This is a genomic window from Clostridioides sp. ZZV14-6150, from assembly GCF_020657875.1.
Lineage (GTDB): Bacteria > Bacillota > Clostridia > Peptostreptococcales > Peptostreptococcaceae > Clostridioides.
The window spans coordinates 109,866-127,709 of the sequence record NZ_JAGWDA010000004.1 but is presented as its reverse complement, the minus strand read 5'-3'; the positions used below and the strand labels follow the sequence as shown (position 1 = coordinate 127,709).

Genomic DNA, 17,844 nt, shown 5'->3' with positions numbered 1-17,844 from the left:
ATTATTCAAAAACTATTGTACTTGCAATATTTTTAATGTAAACTGAAATAAAGTTAGTTAGATAATTTAATAAATTTTAAAACAACCGAGGTGATTGTATGAAATACGTAGTAAAAGATACTATAAGTTTTTTGGTAAAAACATTTCCTAAGATTTATTCTAGTTTATATTTAGAAGACCTAAAAAAATTCGCACCAGACTATAATGTAAATAAAACACAATTGAGAGCATTAGTATTTATAAGAAATTATGGAGTAATAAGCATGACTGATTTATGCTCTAAATTAAATATAGAAAAAGGCAGTCTAACTAGTATGGTAGATGATTTAACAGAAAAAAAATATGTAACAAGAGAAAGAGATTTAGTTGATAGAAGAAAGTATTTAATTGACATTACAGAAGAAGGAGATAAGATAGCTTCTGATTTTATGGATAAATTAAGTGATGGATTGGAAGAAAAGCTTTCTAGACTAACTGAAGAAGATAGAAAGAACTATCTAGGAGCAATAAATACTCTTCAGTATATATTAAATAAAGATGAATTTAAATAGGAAACTATGAAAAATCCCCTTTTCAAATATTGGTTGAAAAGGGGATTTTTTATCTAATAAAATTTACATAAGGTAAACTTTTAAAATTTATTTGTGTAAAGCTACATATTGCTCTAAACCTTCTTTTAATAATGTAGCAGCTCTATGAAGGTCAGTTTCATTTAAGATGTAAGCTAATCTTATTTCGTCACGTCCTAAACCTGGAGTAGCATAGAATCCTTCAGCAGGGCAAACCATAACAGTTTCATTATTTTTACTGAACTCTTTTAACATCCAGATTGTGAAATCTTCTGCATTTTCAACTGGTAATTTAGCAACTATATAGAATGCACCAGTTGGTTTTTTACAGATAACACCTTCAACTTTCATTAATTCATTGTATAATACATCTCTTCTTTTTTTGTATTCTTCATTAACTTCTTTGAAGTAAGAAACTGGAGTTTTGTATAATTCAACAGCTCCTATTTGTTCTAATGTAGGAACACAAAGTCTTCCTTGGCATAATTTAAGTATTTGAGCGATAAGACCTTTATTTTTACAAGCGATAGAACCAATTCTAGCACCACAAGCACTGTATCTCTTAGAAACACTGTCTATTATTATAACTCTGTCTTGTACACCTTCTAAGTTACCACAGCTAGTGTATTCAAGTCCATCATAAACAAATTCTCTATAAACTTCGTCTGCTATTATCCATAGATTTTTTTCTTTAGCTATTTCAGCTAGGATATTAAGTTCTTCTTTTGTATAAATTGCACCAGTTGGATTTCCTGGGTTAGAAAGAATTATAGCTTTAGTTCTATCATCTACCTTAGAAGCTATTTCTTCTTTTGATGGAAGGTGGAAACCGTTTTCTGCTTTTGTTGTAACAGCATTAACTTCTACGTTTACACATTGACCAAATCCATTGTAGTTAGTATAGAATGGTTCTGGAACTAATAAATTATCTCCTGGGTCACAAACAGCCATCATAGTGAAAAGTAAAGCTTCACTACCACCATTAGTTACTAATAATTCATCTTTTTCAAAATCCATATTGTAAGTTTTGTAGTAATTTTGAAGTGCTTCTAATAATTCTGGAATACCTTCAGAAGTAGCATATTCTAAAACTTCGCTATCAAAGTTTTTAACAGCATCAAAAAACCCTTGAGGAGTTTTTATGTCTGGTTGACCTATATTTAAGTGATATACTTTGATTCCTTTATCTTTTGCTGCTTGTGCAAATGGAACAAGTTTTCTGATTGGAGAGGCTTGCATTGCACTAACTCTGTTTGAATAATTCATTTTAATACCCCCTATTTAATTTAAATACGTATATTGTATTATGTAAATTGTATATTGGAATACAAGACATCTTTACAAGATAATAATAACATACTTATAGGTAAAAATCATCAAAAAAAATTAATATAGCTTTAAAATAAACTTTTAACAAATTAGAGTGAAATACTCGTATTTATACTAATAAATTATATGTACATAAACTTATTTATAGTATGATAATATATGTATATATTAGTTATAATTTTTTTGTATTACAAAATTAAAATACATAATACTAAATATGTAAAATTATAAAAAATATTATAAATTTATTTAACAGATACAATAAATATCATATAATTATATTAAAGGCTATTAACTAAGAGGTGTTAATTATGAGAGAATTAAGAATAGATCCAATTACTAATGATGTTGTTATATTTGCTACTGATAGGTTGAAAAGGCCATTAGATACAATTGATGTACCAAATGATGAAGAAGAAACTAATGAATACGATGAAGGATGCCCATTTTGTAAGGGAAATGAAGTTTATGCAACGGATACACTATTTGAAATAAAAGGTGATGAAGGTTGGCTTGTAAAATCCATATATAATAAATTTCCTATAATTGATGATTTGGCAAGAGATATATATGGTATTCATGAGGTAATGATAGAAAGTAATAAACATAACAGCAGTTTTTACAATATGAATCAAAAAGAATTTGAAGATGTTTTTTTTATGTATAGAAATAGATTTAAACGTTTGTCGAAAGATGACAAAGTAGAATATGTGAGTATTTTTAAAAATTTCTTGAGAAAGGCTGGAGCATCTTTGATGCATCCACATGCTCAAATACTATCTATGTCTTTTATTCCACCTGAAATTACAAATGAGTTGTTGGTTTCAAAAGAGTATTATGATAGCAATAAAAGCTCTTTGTATAATGACTTGGTAGAAAATGAAATAAGTTTAAATAAAAGAGTGGTTTATAATGGAGATGCTTTTTTAGTAATTATACCATATGCAACTAAGTACAGTGGAGAAGTAAGAGTAATATTTAAAGACAGCATAAAGTTTGATGAATTAACAGATAATAATATAAAAGAGCTTTCTATGATATTCGAAAAGTTATTTAAAAAATTATATAATATAAATGGATATATGCCATTTAACTTGTGTATCCATACTCATCCAACAAAAATTGAAACAAAATCATACTTTAATGTTCATATGCACATAATACCAAGAAAGTATAACCTTGGAGGATTTGAACTTGGAACAAATATGTATGTTTCTTCAATGAATCCTGAAGAATTAACAAAAAAATTAAAATTTGATTAAAGGATGTACTTTTTAGGTATTAAAGAAATAATAATTTTAAAATAAAATTATAGTATATCAATGTTAAAATAAAAACAAATAGAAAAATAAATGAAAAAACTAATAGAAAATTACTATTTAGATGAGGAGTGGAATATGAAATTTATATCGTGGAATGTTAATGGGATAAGAGCATGTGTAGGGAAAGGATTTTTAGACTTTTTTAGAGATATTGATGCAGATATATTTTGTCTACAAGAGACTAAATTACAGGAAGGGCAAATAGAGTTAGATTTGCCGGGTTATTTTCAATACTGGAATTATGCAGAGCGAAAAGGTTATTCAGGTACTGCTATATTTACCAAAAAAGAGCCTTTAAAAGTAATGTATGGAATAAATATAGAAGAACATGATAAAGAAGGTAGAGTTATAACTTTAGAATTTGAAGATTTTTATTTTGTTACTGTATATACTCCAAATTCTCAATCTGAGTTAAAGAGATTAGAATATAGAACTAGATGGGAAGATGACTTTATAGATTATTTGGTTAAATTAGATAATTATAAGCCTGTAATAGTGTGTGGAGATATGAATGTGGCACATAAAGAAATAGACTTGAAAAATCCTAAAAACAACACAAAGAACGCAGGTTTTACAAAGGAAGAAAGAGAAAAATTCTCTAAATTATTAGATAGTGGATTTATAGACACATATAGATACTTTAATCCTGATAAAGAAGGAGTGTATAGTTGGTGGTCATATAGATTTAATGCAAGAAAAAATAACGCTGGATGGAGAATAGATTATTTTTGTGCATCTAAAAAATTAGAAGATAGATTGACAAATGTAAATATACACACTGAGGTATTGGGGTCAGACCATTGTCCAGTAGAATTAGAGATAAGATAGAAGTTTCATAAGGATAAAAATTGGGCTGTAGATGTAAATTTAAAGTTAATTATTCTTTTAATCTACATGCCTGTTTTTAACCTAGATAAATTTCACTTATTTTTTCCTTGTTTACAATTTTCTAATTCAAATTGATTTGTTTTTCCCATGTTGTAAGCTAAATTAATAATTTTTTTCTCATCTTTAGTCAAATCGCGATTTAGAATTTTCTTGAACTCATCAAACAATTTATCATAGTCAACTCTTTTTTTATTAGAATACTTTATAGATTTAGATTTAATATTTGTATATACATATATATCAGGTACTATACTTGGATTGTATATCTTAATAAAAACCTTCGATGTATAGTATGCATCATTTAAAGCATTGTGATAAGACATTTTTTCATCAAGTTCCAATATAGAAATAGCATTTTGCAAGCCAATACTTTTTCCTGCTGGATTATTAAAATATTTAGATGCATGTTGTTGAATATTAATATAAGACTTAGGTAAAATATCTGATGCTAGCTTATGATAATTGATATTTCTGTATAATTCCTTTAAATCTCCAACTCCCCAAACACATAGTATAGGGTCGTGTGATGCTATAAATTTTATGAAATTGTTGTAAACCTCAGGAAAAGTAGGCGAATTGTTAAAATCAGAGTCTTTAATATTAGTCATACGACTAATAAAAGGGTGCATTGCCTTGTATAGTGTAGGTTTAATATAGCTATTAAATGTATCTACTATATTAAATTTAGAATCCAGTTTAATTGCTCCTAATTGTATAATTTCAAAAGGACATTTTTCATTGGACACAGTTTTATTGAGTTTTTTGTCAAAGCCTTGGTTGAATTCCAAATCGAAAATTATGTATTCCATAAAGTTTATCTCCTAAATTTTTGTATTATTACTAGTATAGATTATATTATAAGCTAAATTAAATTTTTAAACAAAAATACTTTTATTTTAGTATACCCCATATTTATAAAAATGTTAAACTATTGTATGTATAATATTTTTCCAAGAAAAAATATTGCGAACTTTTTGTACTTGATATATAATAATATAAATAAAAACACGAATAAAACACGAATGTTTTGCAAGAAAAATTCATAAACATAAGGAAAAATGAATTCTATCTTGTATATTTAATAAAATAAAATTTACACAAAAATCATAGGAGAGTGAAAAGATGGAGAGTTTATTATATGTAATAGAGAAAGATAAGCATACCAATGAAGAGATAAGAGAAATCCTAAAGAGCAATAAAAACATAAGATTCGTTTCTTTAATGGGTGTTGACTTAGGAGGAAATGCAACAGACGAAAAAATTCCTGTAGAATTATTTTTAGAGGATATAGATAAATTCTTAGAATCAGCTATACAAACTGATGGTTCAAGTGTTGAGCTTTATAATATAGCAACACTAAATAATGCAAAAGTAGACTTAATGCCAGATAAAAGTTGTCATTGGTATGTAGATTACAATATGGAATACATAGATGAAGAAGCAGGATTACCTGTAGGAACATTAAAGATACCTGCATTTCTAATACATGATAATAAAAAAGTATGTTCTAGGGGAATTCTTCAAAAAGCAGATAAATATTTTAAGAAATCTATGTTTGAAATATTTAGAGAATATCCACATGTAATAAACAATATAGGAATAAACTCAGTAGATGATATAGAAGAAATAATGTTAACAGCAGCTACAGAACTTGAATTTTGGGTTAATACTCCTGAAGATAAGGCTGACTTAGAAAAATTATATGTATCACAAAGCTTAAAAGAACAATACTGGAAAAGAACTCATGGTATTATAAGAACTTGTCTAGAACAAAGTTTAATAATACTTCAAAAGCTAGGTGTAAGCCCTGAAATGGCTCATAAAGAGGTTGGTGGAATTCAAAGTTCTATAAGTATAGATGGAAAGACAAACCATGCTATGGAGCAATTAGAGGTTTCTTGGAAGTTTTCTACACCATTACAAGCGGCAGATAATGAATTATTAGTAAGAGATGTTATAGAAGATGTATTTACATCACATGGATTAGAAGTCACATTTAAAGCAAAGCCAATTCATGGAGTTGCAGGAAGTGGTGGTCATACACATGTAGGAGTAAGTGCAAAATTAAAAGATGGAAGTAGCAAAAACTTATTTGCTCCAAAAGATTTAAAAGAAGATTATCTAAGTGAATTAGGGTATGGAGCTCTTATGGGACTTCTTTATAATTATGAAGTATTAAATCCAATTGTAACAGCTTCTAATGATGGATTTAATAGACTAGTTCCTGGATTTGAAGCACCTGTATGTATAGTTACATCTTTAGGTCATAGTTATGAAATGCCATCTAGAAATAGGTCAGTACTTGTTGGGTTAATAAGAGATATAAAGAATCCAAAGACTGTAAGATTTGAGTTAAGATCACCAAGTCCTCTATCTAATACTTATCTAGTAATAGCAGGATGTTATCAAACAATGTTAGATGGTATAAAAGCAGCAGCTAAGAGTGGACTTAGTACTAAAGAACTAGAAAAAGAATTATCTAAAAATGTGGGAGAAGAAAGTTTCTATTTAGAAAAAGACAGAGCATATAGAGATGAAAATGATGTATTTGAACATTATAATTTAGAAGAAAGAAATGCAAGATTTGGAACACCTCCAGCAACAGTTTATGAAAATATGAAAAATCTAGAGATATATGCTTCTAAATTAAAATCTTTAAAACAAGGGGATGTATTTACTGATAGCATAATAGAATCATTTAAAGTTGGGGCAATAGATAAGTGGCAAAAAAAATTAAAAACTAGAATAATAGAAGCGGGAATTCAAAAGATAAGAAGTATTGTAAAAGTACACACAAAAGAAAATATGGATGCACTTGATGAAGTAGTTTGGAATTCAATATCAGACTTAAAGTTTAATATTATGAAAGATACTTTAACTAGAGAATCACTATTTACTAGAGTAAGAGAAGCTGTAGAAAATAAAGATTATCAAACAGCTTCGGATTTACAAATAGAACTAAAGAGAAGCATGGAAGAAATACAACAATTATATATGCAATACAAGAAAAATATATATTAAGATAAAATAATAATAATTTGATTTTGATATTATAAAGGCAATTGAGTATGATTAAATCATTTTGAGTTAAATCTCAAATGTAAAAACCATACTCAATTGCCTTTAATTTTTGATTTTAAGTTTTACAATAAAATTAATCTAAATTAATTATATTGATTATCTATTAATTCTGATATATAATCAGCAATTTCATCTGGATGAATGACTGTTTTAAATTCTTCTAGATTCTTTTTCATAAAATTTATTATAGAATCAAATTCATTTGACACTAACTTATAAAATATATTTTTTAGGTCTAGGTCATCGCTGTAAATCATTCCAAGACCCTTATCTATTATAAATTTGGCATTTTCAATTTCTTGACCAACTTTTGGCATTTTTACGAGCACTGGAGTTTGAGACTGGATTGCTTCAAATATAGTTGCTCCTCCAGGTTTAGTCAACATTAAGTCACATTCTTCTATTAGATTGTACATATCATTTACAAATCCAAGTACTTTTATATTTTTTAGAGGTTTTTTATGAGTTAAATTATCATATAGTTTTTTATTTTTACCTGTAACTATTGTAATCTCTATGGAATTAATATGTTCTTCAATAAAGTCATCTATCCAATGCATAAAATCCTCATCTATATCAAATAGACCTCTTCCTCCTCCTAAAAGCAATAATCTATATTTTCCATAACAAGGTTCTTTACTTTCAATCTGGAATCTCTTATCTACAGGAACTCCAGTAACTTTTATGGAATCTGGGTTTATTCCTTTTTGAAAAAATCTATTTTTTATCTCTGGAGATGGAACAAAATATAAATCTGTATTTTCAAAAACCCATTCCATACTGTCTACAACATCTGTAATAACTGTCAATGTGGGTATATTTATGTCAGGATTTTTTATCTTAAAATTATTTACACAAGCAGCTGCTAGTGGAAATGTAGAGATAATCAAATCTGGATTTATATCAGAAATATACTCAGAAAGTTTAGGTGTATATAATTTATGAGAGAAATCATGTCTTGAGTCAAACGATTTCTTAAAATAGTAATAATAATTATATAATCCAGGAGTATATTTTGTATTGTTTTCATAAAGCTTCACCATAGGCTTATTCATCATAGGGATACTTGCATTTATAAAGTTTTGTATAACAACATTGTAATTACTATATTTTTCAATGATACATTCCTTAACTGCTTTTGCAGCACTTATATGACCAGCACCAAATTGAGCTGTTAAGATTAATATAGTTTTATCTTCTTTTGTTTTAGACAATTTATCACCACTTTCATAAAATATATCTGATTAGAGTATTATACATTTACAGAAGAATTTAATCAATAATAATATTAAAAAATAACTATTGTGTAAAACATAGTACTGTGTTATTATGAAAGCATAAGAAGTTTTAACATAGTACCTTGTAAAACACAATACTGTGTATTTAAAGAAAGGATGGAGTATATGAACACACAATTTAGAAAGGGTGTCTTAGAAATTTGTGTACTCGCGCTAATATCTAAAAAAGATATGTATGGATATGAAATAGTACATAATATTTCTAAAGTAATAGATGTAAATGAAGGAACGATATATCCTATTCTAAGAAGACTGACAAAAGATTTGTATTTTGAAACATATATACTAGAATCTAATGAGGGTCCTGCTAGAAAATACTATAGAATAACTTCACTAGGAAAAGAAAACTTATCCAATTTGATGGAAGAATGGAGAGAATTTGTAAAGGCTGTTGAGATTTTAATAAGTGAAGATGAGGGAGGTAATGAACTTGAATAAAACTGAGTTTCTGGAAATTTTAAAGGATTATCTAAGAAAGGATTTTTCTGAGAGCGAAGTTAATGATATATTGAGAGATTATGAAGAATATTTTGTAGATGGGATTATAGAAGGAAAGAGTGATATGGAGATAATATCATCACTTGGTTCACCAAAATCTATAGCAAGAGAACTTATTCTACAGACGAAAGAAAAAAACATTGAAGATGAAAAAATAATAAACACAGATATTTTAAATGATAAGTTTAGTAAATTCAAGTTAGATATGAAAAAGGGATATTCTATTTTAAAAGATGAAGCTAAAGAAAAATACAATAAATCGAAAGAAAGAGTAAATGATAAACTTACTCCAAGTATAGAAGAAGGTGTTGTAGGAGTATCTAGAGAAGCTATAAAGATTTTATTAGTATTTTTATCCTTATTATTGATTATTCCAGCATTTGCATTTGTATGTGCTATTATTTCAGTTGCTATTGGGTTAGTATGTACATTGATTGCTTTTGTCATATCAATTCCATTTGTAATTAAATTTATTTCAATGGTTCCAGATGTTACAATGTTTTGTATATTTGCGACTATAGCATTTATAGGTTTAGAGATACTGGCATGGCAAATTTTACTGTTTGTTATAAAGTTAGGCAAACAATTGTTAAGTAGTTATATAAATTGGATAAAGAGAAAAAACATTTATATAAATGCAAATGAAAAGATGGAAAAAAGAAATAAAGATACTTTAAGTGAGAAAGATTTGAATAAAGATAGTGATGAAGATTTATATGATGATTATTACAATATAGAAAAAGAAGATATAAAGGAATCTGATAATTACAATGATGATAGCATAAATTTTGAGTCAATGTATAAAGATTTTGAAGAGATAGATGATAAGAAAGGAGAAGATAAACATGAATAAGAAACTTGCCATATTTGCTGCGGTTTTATTAGTAATAGGTATAATTGGAACAACATGGTCAGGGATTTTAGTTATGCCAAGTTTAATAAACTTTGGACTCGAAAAAGAAGCTGAATTTAAAAAAGAAAATAAACTTTATCAAGAAAAAGTAAATATTGACAAGTTAGATGTATCTGTTGACAATATAAATGTTACGATAAAGAGACACTCAAGTGAAGATGTACGTGTGACAACAAGGGGAAATAATGAGTTTTACAAATATAATGTAACTTTAAAGGATAAGACATTAGTTGTAAAAGGTGAACGAAAATATGAAAATCGTGTTAAAAAAATTAAAAATTTTGACCAATTATTTAATACATCTATAAATAGTATGTTTTCAGGAGATTATAGGGAAATAGTAATCTATGTACCAAATAATGTAGATATAAATGTATCAAGTGTAGATTCTTCTCTATTAGTATATGATAATGTAGCTTCAAATAATATAACATATAAGAGTTCTTATGGAAGATTTGAGAGAGTTATAACTGAAAATAATATAAATAAGCTAGATACATTAAATTTAATATCTAGTAATAATCTTGAATTATCTACAAAATCAGTTTTAGGTGTTAAAAACGTAAATATAGAATCAGAATCATTAGATATATCTTCAGAATATGAAGACATATTTGTCAATAATGTAGAACAATATATACCTGAAAATATAAACATAAAGGAAAAAATAGGTAGGAATTCGCATTATGATAACAACTTTAGCATATATTGTGATTTTCCAATTGCTAAAAATTTAGATATAGATGTTCCAAATTCTAAAGTAAGTCTTACTCTACCAGTAAATAAGTATAAGTTTAATTGCGACATAAAGTCTAAAGAAAGAATAGAAGATATTAATGATGAAGCAGAAGACTACAGTGATAGTTCAGATGGATATGAACACAGTGAAGAAAATCATAACTCATATAAAAATATAAGAGAAATAAAAGGGCTTTTAAATGAAAACTTGTCGAATTTAGAACAAGAGTATACTATAAAAATAAATTCAAATAAATTAGAAATGTAAATAATTTATTACTATAATTAATAAATTGACCTAAAAGTATAAAAATATAGTCTATACTATGGTATAATAAGTATCGAAATAGAATTGGGAGAGGGATACTTATGAATAAAATAGCAGTAAGTTTTTTAATAATTGCTACTACTTTATTGAGTACAGCATGTATGGATTATAAAGTTGACAAAGTAGAATTGGTTGATTCTAGAGATTCTGCAGTTGTAAAGAAAGGTGAAGACATCAAAGAAGAAACTGATACAATTAATCCTAAAAAAACAGCTAAAATACCTATAGAGATAGTTTCAAAGGATGAAAAGATAGTAAAATACTTGCAAATAGATGAAGAAAGTACATTAAAAGATAAACTACAGTTAATCTTAGATACTTTATCACATGAGTATTTTAATGGTTTAGATATGGAAGTTGAAGTTCAGGAAAAAGATAGTCTAGTAAAGATAAACTTAGTTGAACCTGATGAAAAGGGGAGAGTTTCTTGGAAAGAGGATTATTTAAATGAACAAAATATAATATATACTATAAATAATATTATCAAAAATGTCATTCAAGAAGATGATAATAGTATTTGGGTTGAAGAAGTAGAGATATACTACAATGGAGAATTAATAGAGTTAACATAAGAAATGATGTGTTTTATTTAAAAGCACATCATTTTTTTTTATAATTTTTTAATCCTTATAAAATCCTTATATTTATGATTTAAAATGATTCTTGTAAATAAGTTTGACAAAAGAAAGGATGAAAATTATGAGTAATTATATTTTGGAGGTAAAAGGAGTTTCTAAAAAATTTAAGGAGCAGGCTGCAGTTAATAATATTTCAATTGCAATTAAACATAATTCTATTTATGGATTATTAGGACCAAATGGAGCAGGGAAATCTACTTTATTAAAAATGATAACAGGGATTTTAAACCCCACTTCTGGAAAGATATTATTTGAAGGTCATAGATGGACTAGAAAAGACTTAGCAAACATTGGGTCTCTTATTGAATCACCTGCTATATATGAGAATTTAACAGCAAGAGAGAATCTAAAAGTTCATACTACATTACTTGGTCTTCCTGACTCTCGCATTGAAGAAGTTTTAGAGATTGTTGATTTAAGAGATACTTTTAAAAAGCGTTCAGGTCAGTTTTCTCTAGGTATGAAGCAGCGTCTTGGTATTGCTATCGCATTATTAAATCACCCAAAACTTTTAATCTTAGATGAGCCTACAAATGGACTTGACCCTATTGGAATTGAAGAACTTAGAGAATTGATTCGTTCTTTTCCAAAGCAAGGAATTACAGTTATTTTATCAAGTCATATTTTGTCTGAGGTTGAGCAAGTTGTAGATGAAATTGGAATAATTTCTAATGGAGTAATAGGGTATCAAGGAGAAGTATCAAAAGAACAAAATTTAGAAGAACTTTTTATGAAAGTTGTAGCTGAAAATAGAAAGAGAGGTAAGTAAGATGGAAAGATTTGTTAGAGCAGAGTTCCAAAAGATGAAAAGAACTTTTGGAATGAGATTGTCTTGGATAGCCCCAATATTTTCTATACTTATCTGTTTTGGACTAGGTGGAGGACAAAATGGTACTTACAATTGGTGGTATACTATGTTTCTTCCAGGAGCAATAACTTTAATTTGTTCTTTAGTAGTACAAAAAGATGAAAAAAAGAAGTATCAAGGTGTCTTGTCATTGCCAGTTGACAAAAAAAATATCTGGACTGGAAAAATACTTTATTGTACCATTATACTTTGTATATCTTCAATTATTTTCATGATAGGGATAGTTTTTATTGGAGTAGTTTATAAGAAAACTATTTTAATAAATCAAAATATTATTGGAACTATAGTACTTATCTTACTATTTATGTGGCAAATTCCACTTTGTATGTTTTTAGCTTCAAAATTTGGTTTGTTTATTACAGTTTTAATAAATATGTTTTTCACTGTGCTTGGAGTAGCTGTTTTTTCAACTACAAGTTCATGGTACTTATTTCCATATTCAATTCCATCAAGATTAATGGCTGCGGTATTGCATATTTTACCAAATGGGCTTCCTGTACCAGAAGGGAATGAACTTTTAAGTACTAATGTTATTTTACCAGGGATATTAATATCTATTGTTTTATTTATATTATTTACTTTAGCTACAAGTGTTTGGTTTAAAAATAGAGAGGTGAAATAATATGGCACAACTAATAAGACTATTTAATTCTGACTTGATAAAACTAAAAAGAACTTACATAGTACTAATACACTTTTGTATTGTATTAGTAGGAATAGGCTTATTTTTAGGATATTACAATATTTCAGGTTATGATAGTATATCAAAGATAGTAGTATATTTACAAGTTATAGCTATAGCTTTTCCTTTATTATCAAGTATTATGTGTTCAATGTGTGTTGAACAAGAATATTACTCAGGAAATTATAAGCATATACTAACAGCATCTAATCCAAAATACCTTACACTCATGAGTAAATATATAATTTTAATATGCCTTGGTTTTGGAGCAACATTAGTTTCTGTTTTAGGTTTTAAATTTGGTATAAATACTATTTTTAATGATAATCTTTTTACACTAAGTTTTTATATGATTTCAATTTTAATTTTAGTTGGAAGTAATCTATTTGAATATATATTACATTTATTCTTAAGTTTGAGATTTGGAAAAGGAGCATCAATTGGAGTAGGTATAGTGGAAACTTTACTCTCAGCACTATTACTAACTGGACTAGGAGATGGTATATGGCAATATATTCCTTGTGCATGGGGCGTTAGATTTGTAAGTGTTTGGGCATCTTTTTCAAGTTCTAAAGAAATTGAATCCATTCAAGAGTTTCAGTTAATAGGTTTAATTTGTGGTTTTGCAACTATTTTTGCATTTGTAATTTTATGTATTTGGTTTTCTAAATGGGAAGGTAAGAAATCTGAAGAATAAAATAACTAATTGTTTATTTAGATTATTTGTATTATTATATTATAGTATAATTTGATAGCATAAAAGAGATAAAAATAATCAGATACATAGTTGTTTATTTGTTAATTAAACTGTTTGGAGGATATGATACGAATGTTTTGGGAAAAAAAGTTTAATAATAAAAAAGTTGTAAAGTTAAGAACTATTTTTGTAAGATATTTATCTGTATTCTTTGTTATAACAATTACTTTGGGAATTCTTTTAGTATTTTTGTTTTCTGTGTTATTATCATTAGGAGTAGTATTGCCATCCAATTATGCAGAAAAGCAAATCTATAAATATAAAGATGAAATTATTTCAAGTGAAAAAGTAACTAAAGATATAATACCAGATTTTTGTGATTATGGAATCTATACTTTAGATGGTAGATTAACTTCAGGAACTTTTAATAATGAAGAAGCAAAAGAAACCTGGAATTTAATGAAAGGTATCGAAGTAAAAAGCGGCCATTCGTCAGACAATTATATAAAACTTTTTAGACCAAATGAAGTATGTATAATAAGATATGATATAGTATCAGAATTTAATTCTCCAGCTTTAAGAAAATATTTACCAAAACCAGAAGTATTAGGGATTATTATTTTTGTTATAGCATTTTTTATTGAAATGGTTATACTATCAAAATCCTTTGGTAAAAAAATTAATGCAAAAATGGACCTTTTGAAAAATGCTACAGAAAAAATACAACAGCAAGATTTAGATTTTACAATAGAGTCTAGTGATATTTATGAAATTGACAATGTTCTTTTTTCTATAGAAAAAATGAAGTTAGCATTAAAAGATTCTTTAGAAAAGCAGTGGAGACTGGAAGAAACTCGAAAAGAACAGATATCTGCATTAGCACATGATATAAAGACACCATTAACCATTATACATGGAAATACTGATTTATTAATTGAAATAAATGAAAATGCTGAGCTATTAGAATATATGGAATATATAGCAAATAGCGCTACTCAGATAGAAAAATATATTAATACTCTAATATACATATCTAAAGCAGATAAAGGTTATATGATTAATAAAGAAAGTATTAATATTGATAAATTTATAGAGGATGTTTTGGTGCAAATAGAAGCACTCTCCAGTACAAAAAGTTTAAGTGTGGAATTTTATAAGCAAGATGATTTACCTAAGAATATAATAATAGATAGAGAATTATTATTTAGAGCTATTATGAATATAATTTCAAATGCTATTGATTATTCAACAAATCAAAGTAATTTATATTTTGATGTATTAGTAAATCAAAGATACTTAAAATTTGTAATTACAGATTGTGGAAGAGGTTTTTCTAAGGAAGATTTATCAAAAGCTAAAGAACAATTTTATACAGGTGATTTAAGTAGGAACTCTAAATCTCATTACGGTATGGGTCTATACATTGTAAATAATATTGTCCAAAAACATGATGGGACTTTGTATATTGAAAACTCTATAAAAACTGGTGGTGCCATGGTAACAATTGAAATACCAATAATTTAATAAATAATATCCATTTTTTAAACACCTAAATTTTATATTATAGGTATTTGCAAAATGGATAATTTTTTTGAATTTTATATACTAGTTAAATCTGATAAAAAGTTTTCAAACATAACCCCATCATTTCTATTGGTATCAAATTGAGATGTGTAATTTATAGTTTTATATATAAAGTCAGTTGCTGTATTAACAGCCATTCCCAAATCATGTTTATTCACTAACATACCACAAAGTATAGATGTAAATATGTCTCCTGTTCCACTATAAGAGCAATTATTGTATTTAACTGATGTAAAAAATACATGGTCAGTATCTCTATCATAAGCTAAATTTAATATATTATCATCTTCTAATATGCCTGTGATTACAACCTTACTAGGTCCTAAAGAAGATACAGACTTTGCAATATTTATAAGTTCATCTCTATTATAATCCTTTTTTGTATAGTCATTTCCAGTTAAGAAACAGGCTTCTGTTAAATTAGGAGTAGTTAAATCTGAATGTCTAACTAATTCTTTAATTTCATGTCTCATTTTTTCTGTAAAGATTGGATACATAATTCCATTATCACCCATTACAGGGTCAACTACAATAAAAGCATTTGGATAATCATTTATAAAATTTGCCACTATTTCAATTTGATGTTTTGAACCTAAAAAACCACTATATATACTGTCAAAGTTGACTTTTAAATTTTTCCAAACAGTTGAATATTTTACCATCTCATCAGTACAATCTAAAAATGTAAACTCAGGATAACCAGTTTGACTTGAAAGTATAGCTGTTGGAAATGGACAACATTGAACCTTTAATGCTGAAAGTATAGGTATAGCAACTGATAATGAACATTTTCCTATTCCAGATAAGTCATTAATTGCTGCGACTTTTTTTTGCATAAAAAACCCTCCATTAGTATGTATTAATCATAATGATAACAAAATATTTATATACATATATATTACTATAAAAAAAAGAAAAAAGTAGATTATAAAATAAAAATTTGTAAAAAAAACAGTGTATCAATACAATTAATTTTTAATATTGGACATAATAAGATAGAGAATTATTAAATATGAAAATTATTGTATATAATAACAGCTTTTTTGTGAATTTATTCGTAAGGTGTACTATTTGGGAGGTGTAGCTTTGAAAATACTGAAAAATAAAAATAAGTACATCAAAGGTATAATGGCATTTGTATTTTTATCTTTAGCTACTACAGCAGGTGTATTTTTAATTAATGATTTAAGTATGAAAAATATGAAAGAAAAAGTTATAGAATCTGCTACTGTTGAAGGTGATGATGTAAAAGACCAGTATAAGCTATTGCTTGAAAATTTATTTGACTACAGAAATAAGGCAATATTGGAGAAAAATGAAAATATTTTAAAAGGCCTTTATGAGACAGAAAAAAAGTTTGGTCTTTGGGCTTATGAAAATGAAGTAAAAAAGATGAAGTATTTAGAAAATTGGTCTAGTAAACAAGGTGTAAAGTTTAAAGATATAAAAACAAGAGTCAAAGTTAAAAAAATAAAAGAAAAAGAAAAAGACTTATATGGCATAATATGTTCTGTATCAACTGAGTATAAGTACTCATATGAAAATCAAAAGGACAAAGAAAATGCATTTAGAATAGGTACATATCATTATCTAAATGTAAAAATCATAGATAATCAATATGTCATAACTAAAGAGTGGTATACAGACCCTTTTGCAGATTCTTTAAATTTAGAAAATATAAAATCTGATGATATAAGAAGCTATATTGGTCAACAAAATGCTGTAGAGCTACAGCTCACAGAGGAGCAAAAGAAGGCTATAGATTATGCACATAAATACTGTGGAGCAGCAGCAGACGAAGAACATGGTATGAAGTTTAATCCAAATTATAGAGATTATAATCCAGAAGGTGGAGATTGTGCCAACTTTGCATCACAGATAATGTTTGAAAGTGGAAAGTTTAAGAAAAATTCAATTTGGAATTATAGTGAAAGAGCAGGAACAAAAGCATGGGTAAATGCACAAGCTTTTAAAAATTATGCTCTCTATAGTGGAAGAGGCTCATTAATAGCTAAAGGTTCTTACGAAGATGTTTACAAAGAAGCTTATAATCTACGTCCTGGAGATTTTGTAGGATATGAAAAAAAAGGTAGAATAACACATGTTTCAACTGTAACAGGATTGGATTCAAGAGGATATCCTTTGGTAACCTGTCATAATACTGATAGAATGCTTGTGCCATGGGATTTAGGTTGGAGTGATAAATCTATAAGATTCCATATAATAAAAATAAACTATTAAAAATGTATAAAGAAAAATAAAGTATAAAAGATAACAATGATTTAATATTATAAATTAAAAAAAATGCTTATTAATGTATAAAAATAATAATAATTGACAAACATAGCTATATGTGATAAAGTAGTAATAAGGTTACAGGAAATAGTAGCTAAATAATTGTGTTTTTTTAG

At 27.0% G+C, this 17,844-nt stretch carries 17 protein-coding genes; 13 read left to right on the top strand and 4 right to left on the bottom strand.

Annotated elements, in window-relative coordinates:
- The first annotated feature begins 98 nt into the window (after positions 1–98).
- On the top strand, positions 99–551 hold the full coding sequence (locus KGF41_RS06730) for a MarR family winged helix-turn-helix transcriptional regulator (protein ID WP_227827215.1): 453 nt from the start codon (positions 99–101) through the stop codon (positions 549–551).
- An 87-nt stretch (positions 552–638) separates the two neighbouring features.
- On the opposite strand, the gene KGF41_RS06725 is transcribed toward KGF41_RS06730, so the two are convergent.
- A complete protein-coding gene (locus KGF41_RS06725) occupies positions 639–1,835 on the bottom strand; it encodes a pyridoxal phosphate-dependent aminotransferase (protein ID WP_227827216.1) in 1,197 nt (398 codons plus the stop codon).
- A gap of 374 nt (positions 1,836–2,209) precedes the next feature.
- Here KGF41_RS06725 and galT point away from each other — a divergent pair, with 374 nt between their 5' ends.
- Positions 2,210–3,160, top strand: a complete 951-nt coding sequence (gene galT / locus KGF41_RS06720) for a galactose-1-phosphate uridylyltransferase (protein ID WP_227827217.1) — start codon at positions 2,210–2,212, stop codon at positions 3,158–3,160.
- A gap of 135 nt (positions 3,161–3,295) precedes the next feature.
- Positions 3,296–4,048, top strand: coding sequence for an exodeoxyribonuclease III (locus tag KGF41_RS06715; RefSeq protein WP_227827478.1), 753 nt, complete (start codon positions 3,296–3,298; stop codon positions 4,046–4,048).
- A gap of 92 nt (positions 4,049–4,140) precedes the next feature.
- Here KGF41_RS06715 and KGF41_RS06710 read toward each other — a convergent pair whose 3' ends face one another.
- On the bottom strand, positions 4,141–4,917 hold the full coding sequence (locus KGF41_RS06710) for a 3'-5' exonuclease (RefSeq protein ID WP_227856517.1): 777 nt from the start codon (positions 4,915–4,917) through the stop codon (positions 4,141–4,143).
- Between the two features lie 313 nt (positions 4,918–5,230).
- Between KGF41_RS06710 and KGF41_RS06705 the strand changes: the two genes are divergently transcribed.
- Positions 5,231–7,129: a glutamine synthetase gene (locus KGF41_RS06705; protein ID WP_227827219.1), complete on the top strand. Its 1,899-nt coding sequence runs from the start codon at positions 5,231–5,233 to the stop codon at positions 7,127–7,129.
- A gap of 143 nt (positions 7,130–7,272) precedes the next feature.
- On the opposite strand, the gene KGF41_RS06700 is transcribed toward KGF41_RS06705, so the two are convergent.
- The gene (locus KGF41_RS06700) at positions 7,273–8,403 is read right to left on the bottom strand and encodes an MGDG synthase family glycosyltransferase (protein WP_227827220.1); all 1,131 of its coding nucleotides are present in this window, start codon (positions 8,401–8,403) and stop codon (positions 7,273–7,275) included.
- 189 nt (positions 8,404–8,592) lie between these two features.
- Here KGF41_RS06700 and KGF41_RS06695 point away from each other — a divergent pair, with 189 nt between their 5' ends.
- From KGF41_RS06695 to KGF41_RS06660, 8 genes are all read left to right on the top strand, one after another.
- Positions 8,593–8,925 (top strand): PadR family transcriptional regulator, encoded by a 333-nt coding sequence (locus KGF41_RS06695; RefSeq protein ID WP_009889116.1) that lies wholly within the window; start codon positions 8,593–8,595, stop codon positions 8,923–8,925.
- Positions 8,912–9,838, top strand: coding sequence for a DUF1700 domain-containing protein (locus KGF41_RS06690; RefSeq protein ID WP_227827221.1), 927 nt, complete (start codon positions 8,912–8,914; stop codon positions 9,836–9,838). Before KGF41_RS06695 ends, KGF41_RS06690 begins: the two co-directional genes overlap by 14 nt.
- Positions 9,831–10,904: a DUF4097 family beta strand repeat-containing protein gene (locus KGF41_RS06685; RefSeq protein WP_227856516.1), complete on the top strand. Its 1,074-nt coding sequence runs from the start codon at positions 9,831–9,833 to the stop codon at positions 10,902–10,904. The genes KGF41_RS06690 and KGF41_RS06685 overlap by 8 nt, the downstream gene beginning before the upstream one ends.
- 101 nt (positions 10,905–11,005) lie before the next feature.
- Positions 11,006–11,536 carry a hypothetical protein gene (locus tag KGF41_RS06680; protein ID WP_227827223.1) on the top strand — a complete coding sequence of 177 codons (531 nt, stop codon included), beginning with the start codon at positions 11,006–11,008 and terminating at the stop codon, positions 11,534–11,536.
- 127 nt (positions 11,537–11,663) lie between these two features.
- Entirely contained in the window at positions 11,664–12,371 is a 708-nt protein-coding gene (locus tag KGF41_RS06675; protein WP_227827224.1) for a lantibiotic protection ABC transporter ATP-binding protein, read from the top strand.
- 1 nt (position 12,372) lies between these two features.
- On the top strand, positions 12,373–13,092 hold the full coding sequence (locus KGF41_RS06670; protein ID WP_227827225.1) for a lantibiotic immunity ABC transporter MutE/EpiE family permease subunit: 720 nt from the start codon (positions 12,373–12,375) through the stop codon (positions 13,090–13,092).
- Between the two features lies 1 nt (position 13,093).
- Positions 13,094–13,849, top strand: coding sequence for a lantibiotic immunity ABC transporter MutG family permease subunit (locus KGF41_RS06665; RefSeq protein WP_227827226.1), 756 nt, complete (start codon positions 13,094–13,096; stop codon positions 13,847–13,849).
- Between the two features lie 132 nt (positions 13,850–13,981).
- Complete coding sequence (locus tag KGF41_RS06660; RefSeq protein ID WP_227827227.1) at positions 13,982–15,373, top strand: sensor histidine kinase; 1,392 nt, start codon at positions 13,982–13,984, stop codon at positions 15,371–15,373.
- Positions 15,374–15,447: 74 nt separating this feature from the next.
- On the opposite strand, the gene KGF41_RS06655 is transcribed toward KGF41_RS06660, so the two are convergent.
- Positions 15,448–16,269, bottom strand: a complete 822-nt coding sequence (locus tag KGF41_RS06655; RefSeq protein WP_227856515.1) for a pyridoxamine kinase — start codon at positions 16,267–16,269, stop codon at positions 15,448–15,450.
- A 250-nt stretch (positions 16,270–16,519) separates the two neighbouring features.
- On the opposite strand from KGF41_RS06655, the gene KGF41_RS06650 reads away from it, so the two are divergent.
- Positions 16,520–17,674, top strand: a complete 1,155-nt coding sequence (locus tag KGF41_RS06650; RefSeq protein ID WP_227827229.1) for an amidase domain-containing protein — start codon at positions 16,520–16,522, stop codon at positions 17,672–17,674.
- The last annotated feature ends 170 nt before the right edge of the window (positions 17,675–17,844 follow it).

Coding starts and splice junctions, on each gene's coding strand:
- KGF41_RS06675 (WP_227827224.1), top strand. CDS start 11,664: ATGAGTAATTATATTTTGGAGGTAAAAGGAGTTTCTAAAAAATTTAAG.
- KGF41_RS06690 (WP_227827221.1), top strand. CDS start 8,912: ATGAACTTGAATAAAACTGAGTTTCTGGAAATTTTAAAGGATTATCTA.
- KGF41_RS06705 (WP_227827219.1), top strand. CDS start 5,231: ATGGAGAGTTTATTATATGTAATAGAGAAAGATAAGCATACCAATGAA.
- KGF41_RS06695 (WP_009889116.1), top strand. CDS start 8,593: ATGAACACACAATTTAGAAAGGGTGTCTTAGAAATTTGTGTACTCGCG.
- KGF41_RS06670 (WP_227827225.1), top strand. CDS start 12,373: ATGGAAAGATTTGTTAGAGCAGAGTTCCAAAAGATGAAAAGAACTTTT.
- KGF41_RS06715 (WP_227827478.1), top strand. CDS start 3,296: ATGAAATTTATATCGTGGAATGTTAATGGGATAAGAGCATGTGTAGGG.
- KGF41_RS06680 (WP_227827223.1), top strand. CDS start 11,006: ATGAATAAAATAGCAGTAAGTTTTTTAATAATTGCTACTACTTTATTG.
- galT (WP_227827217.1), top strand. CDS start 2,210: ATGAGAGAATTAAGAATAGATCCAATTACTAATGATGTTGTTATATTT.
- KGF41_RS06725 (WP_227827216.1), bottom strand. CDS start 1,835: ATGAATTATTCAAACAGAGTTAGTGCAATGCAAGCCTCTCCAATCAGA.
- KGF41_RS06710 (WP_227856517.1), bottom strand. CDS start 4,917: ATGGAATACATAATTTTCGATTTGGAATTCAACCAAGGCTTTGACAAA.
- KGF41_RS06730 (WP_227827215.1), top strand. CDS start 99: ATGAAATACGTAGTAAAAGATACTATAAGTTTTTTGGTAAAAACATTT.
- KGF41_RS06655 (WP_227856515.1), bottom strand. CDS start 16,269: ATGCAAAAAAAAGTCGCAGCAATTAATGACTTATCTGGAATAGGAAAA.
- KGF41_RS06660 (WP_227827227.1), top strand. CDS start 13,982: ATGTTTTGGGAAAAAAAGTTTAATAATAAAAAAGTTGTAAAGTTAAGA.
- KGF41_RS06685 (WP_227856516.1), top strand. CDS start 9,831: ATGAATAAGAAACTTGCCATATTTGCTGCGGTTTTATTAGTAATAGGT.
- KGF41_RS06665 (WP_227827226.1), top strand. CDS start 13,094: ATGGCACAACTAATAAGACTATTTAATTCTGACTTGATAAAACTAAAA.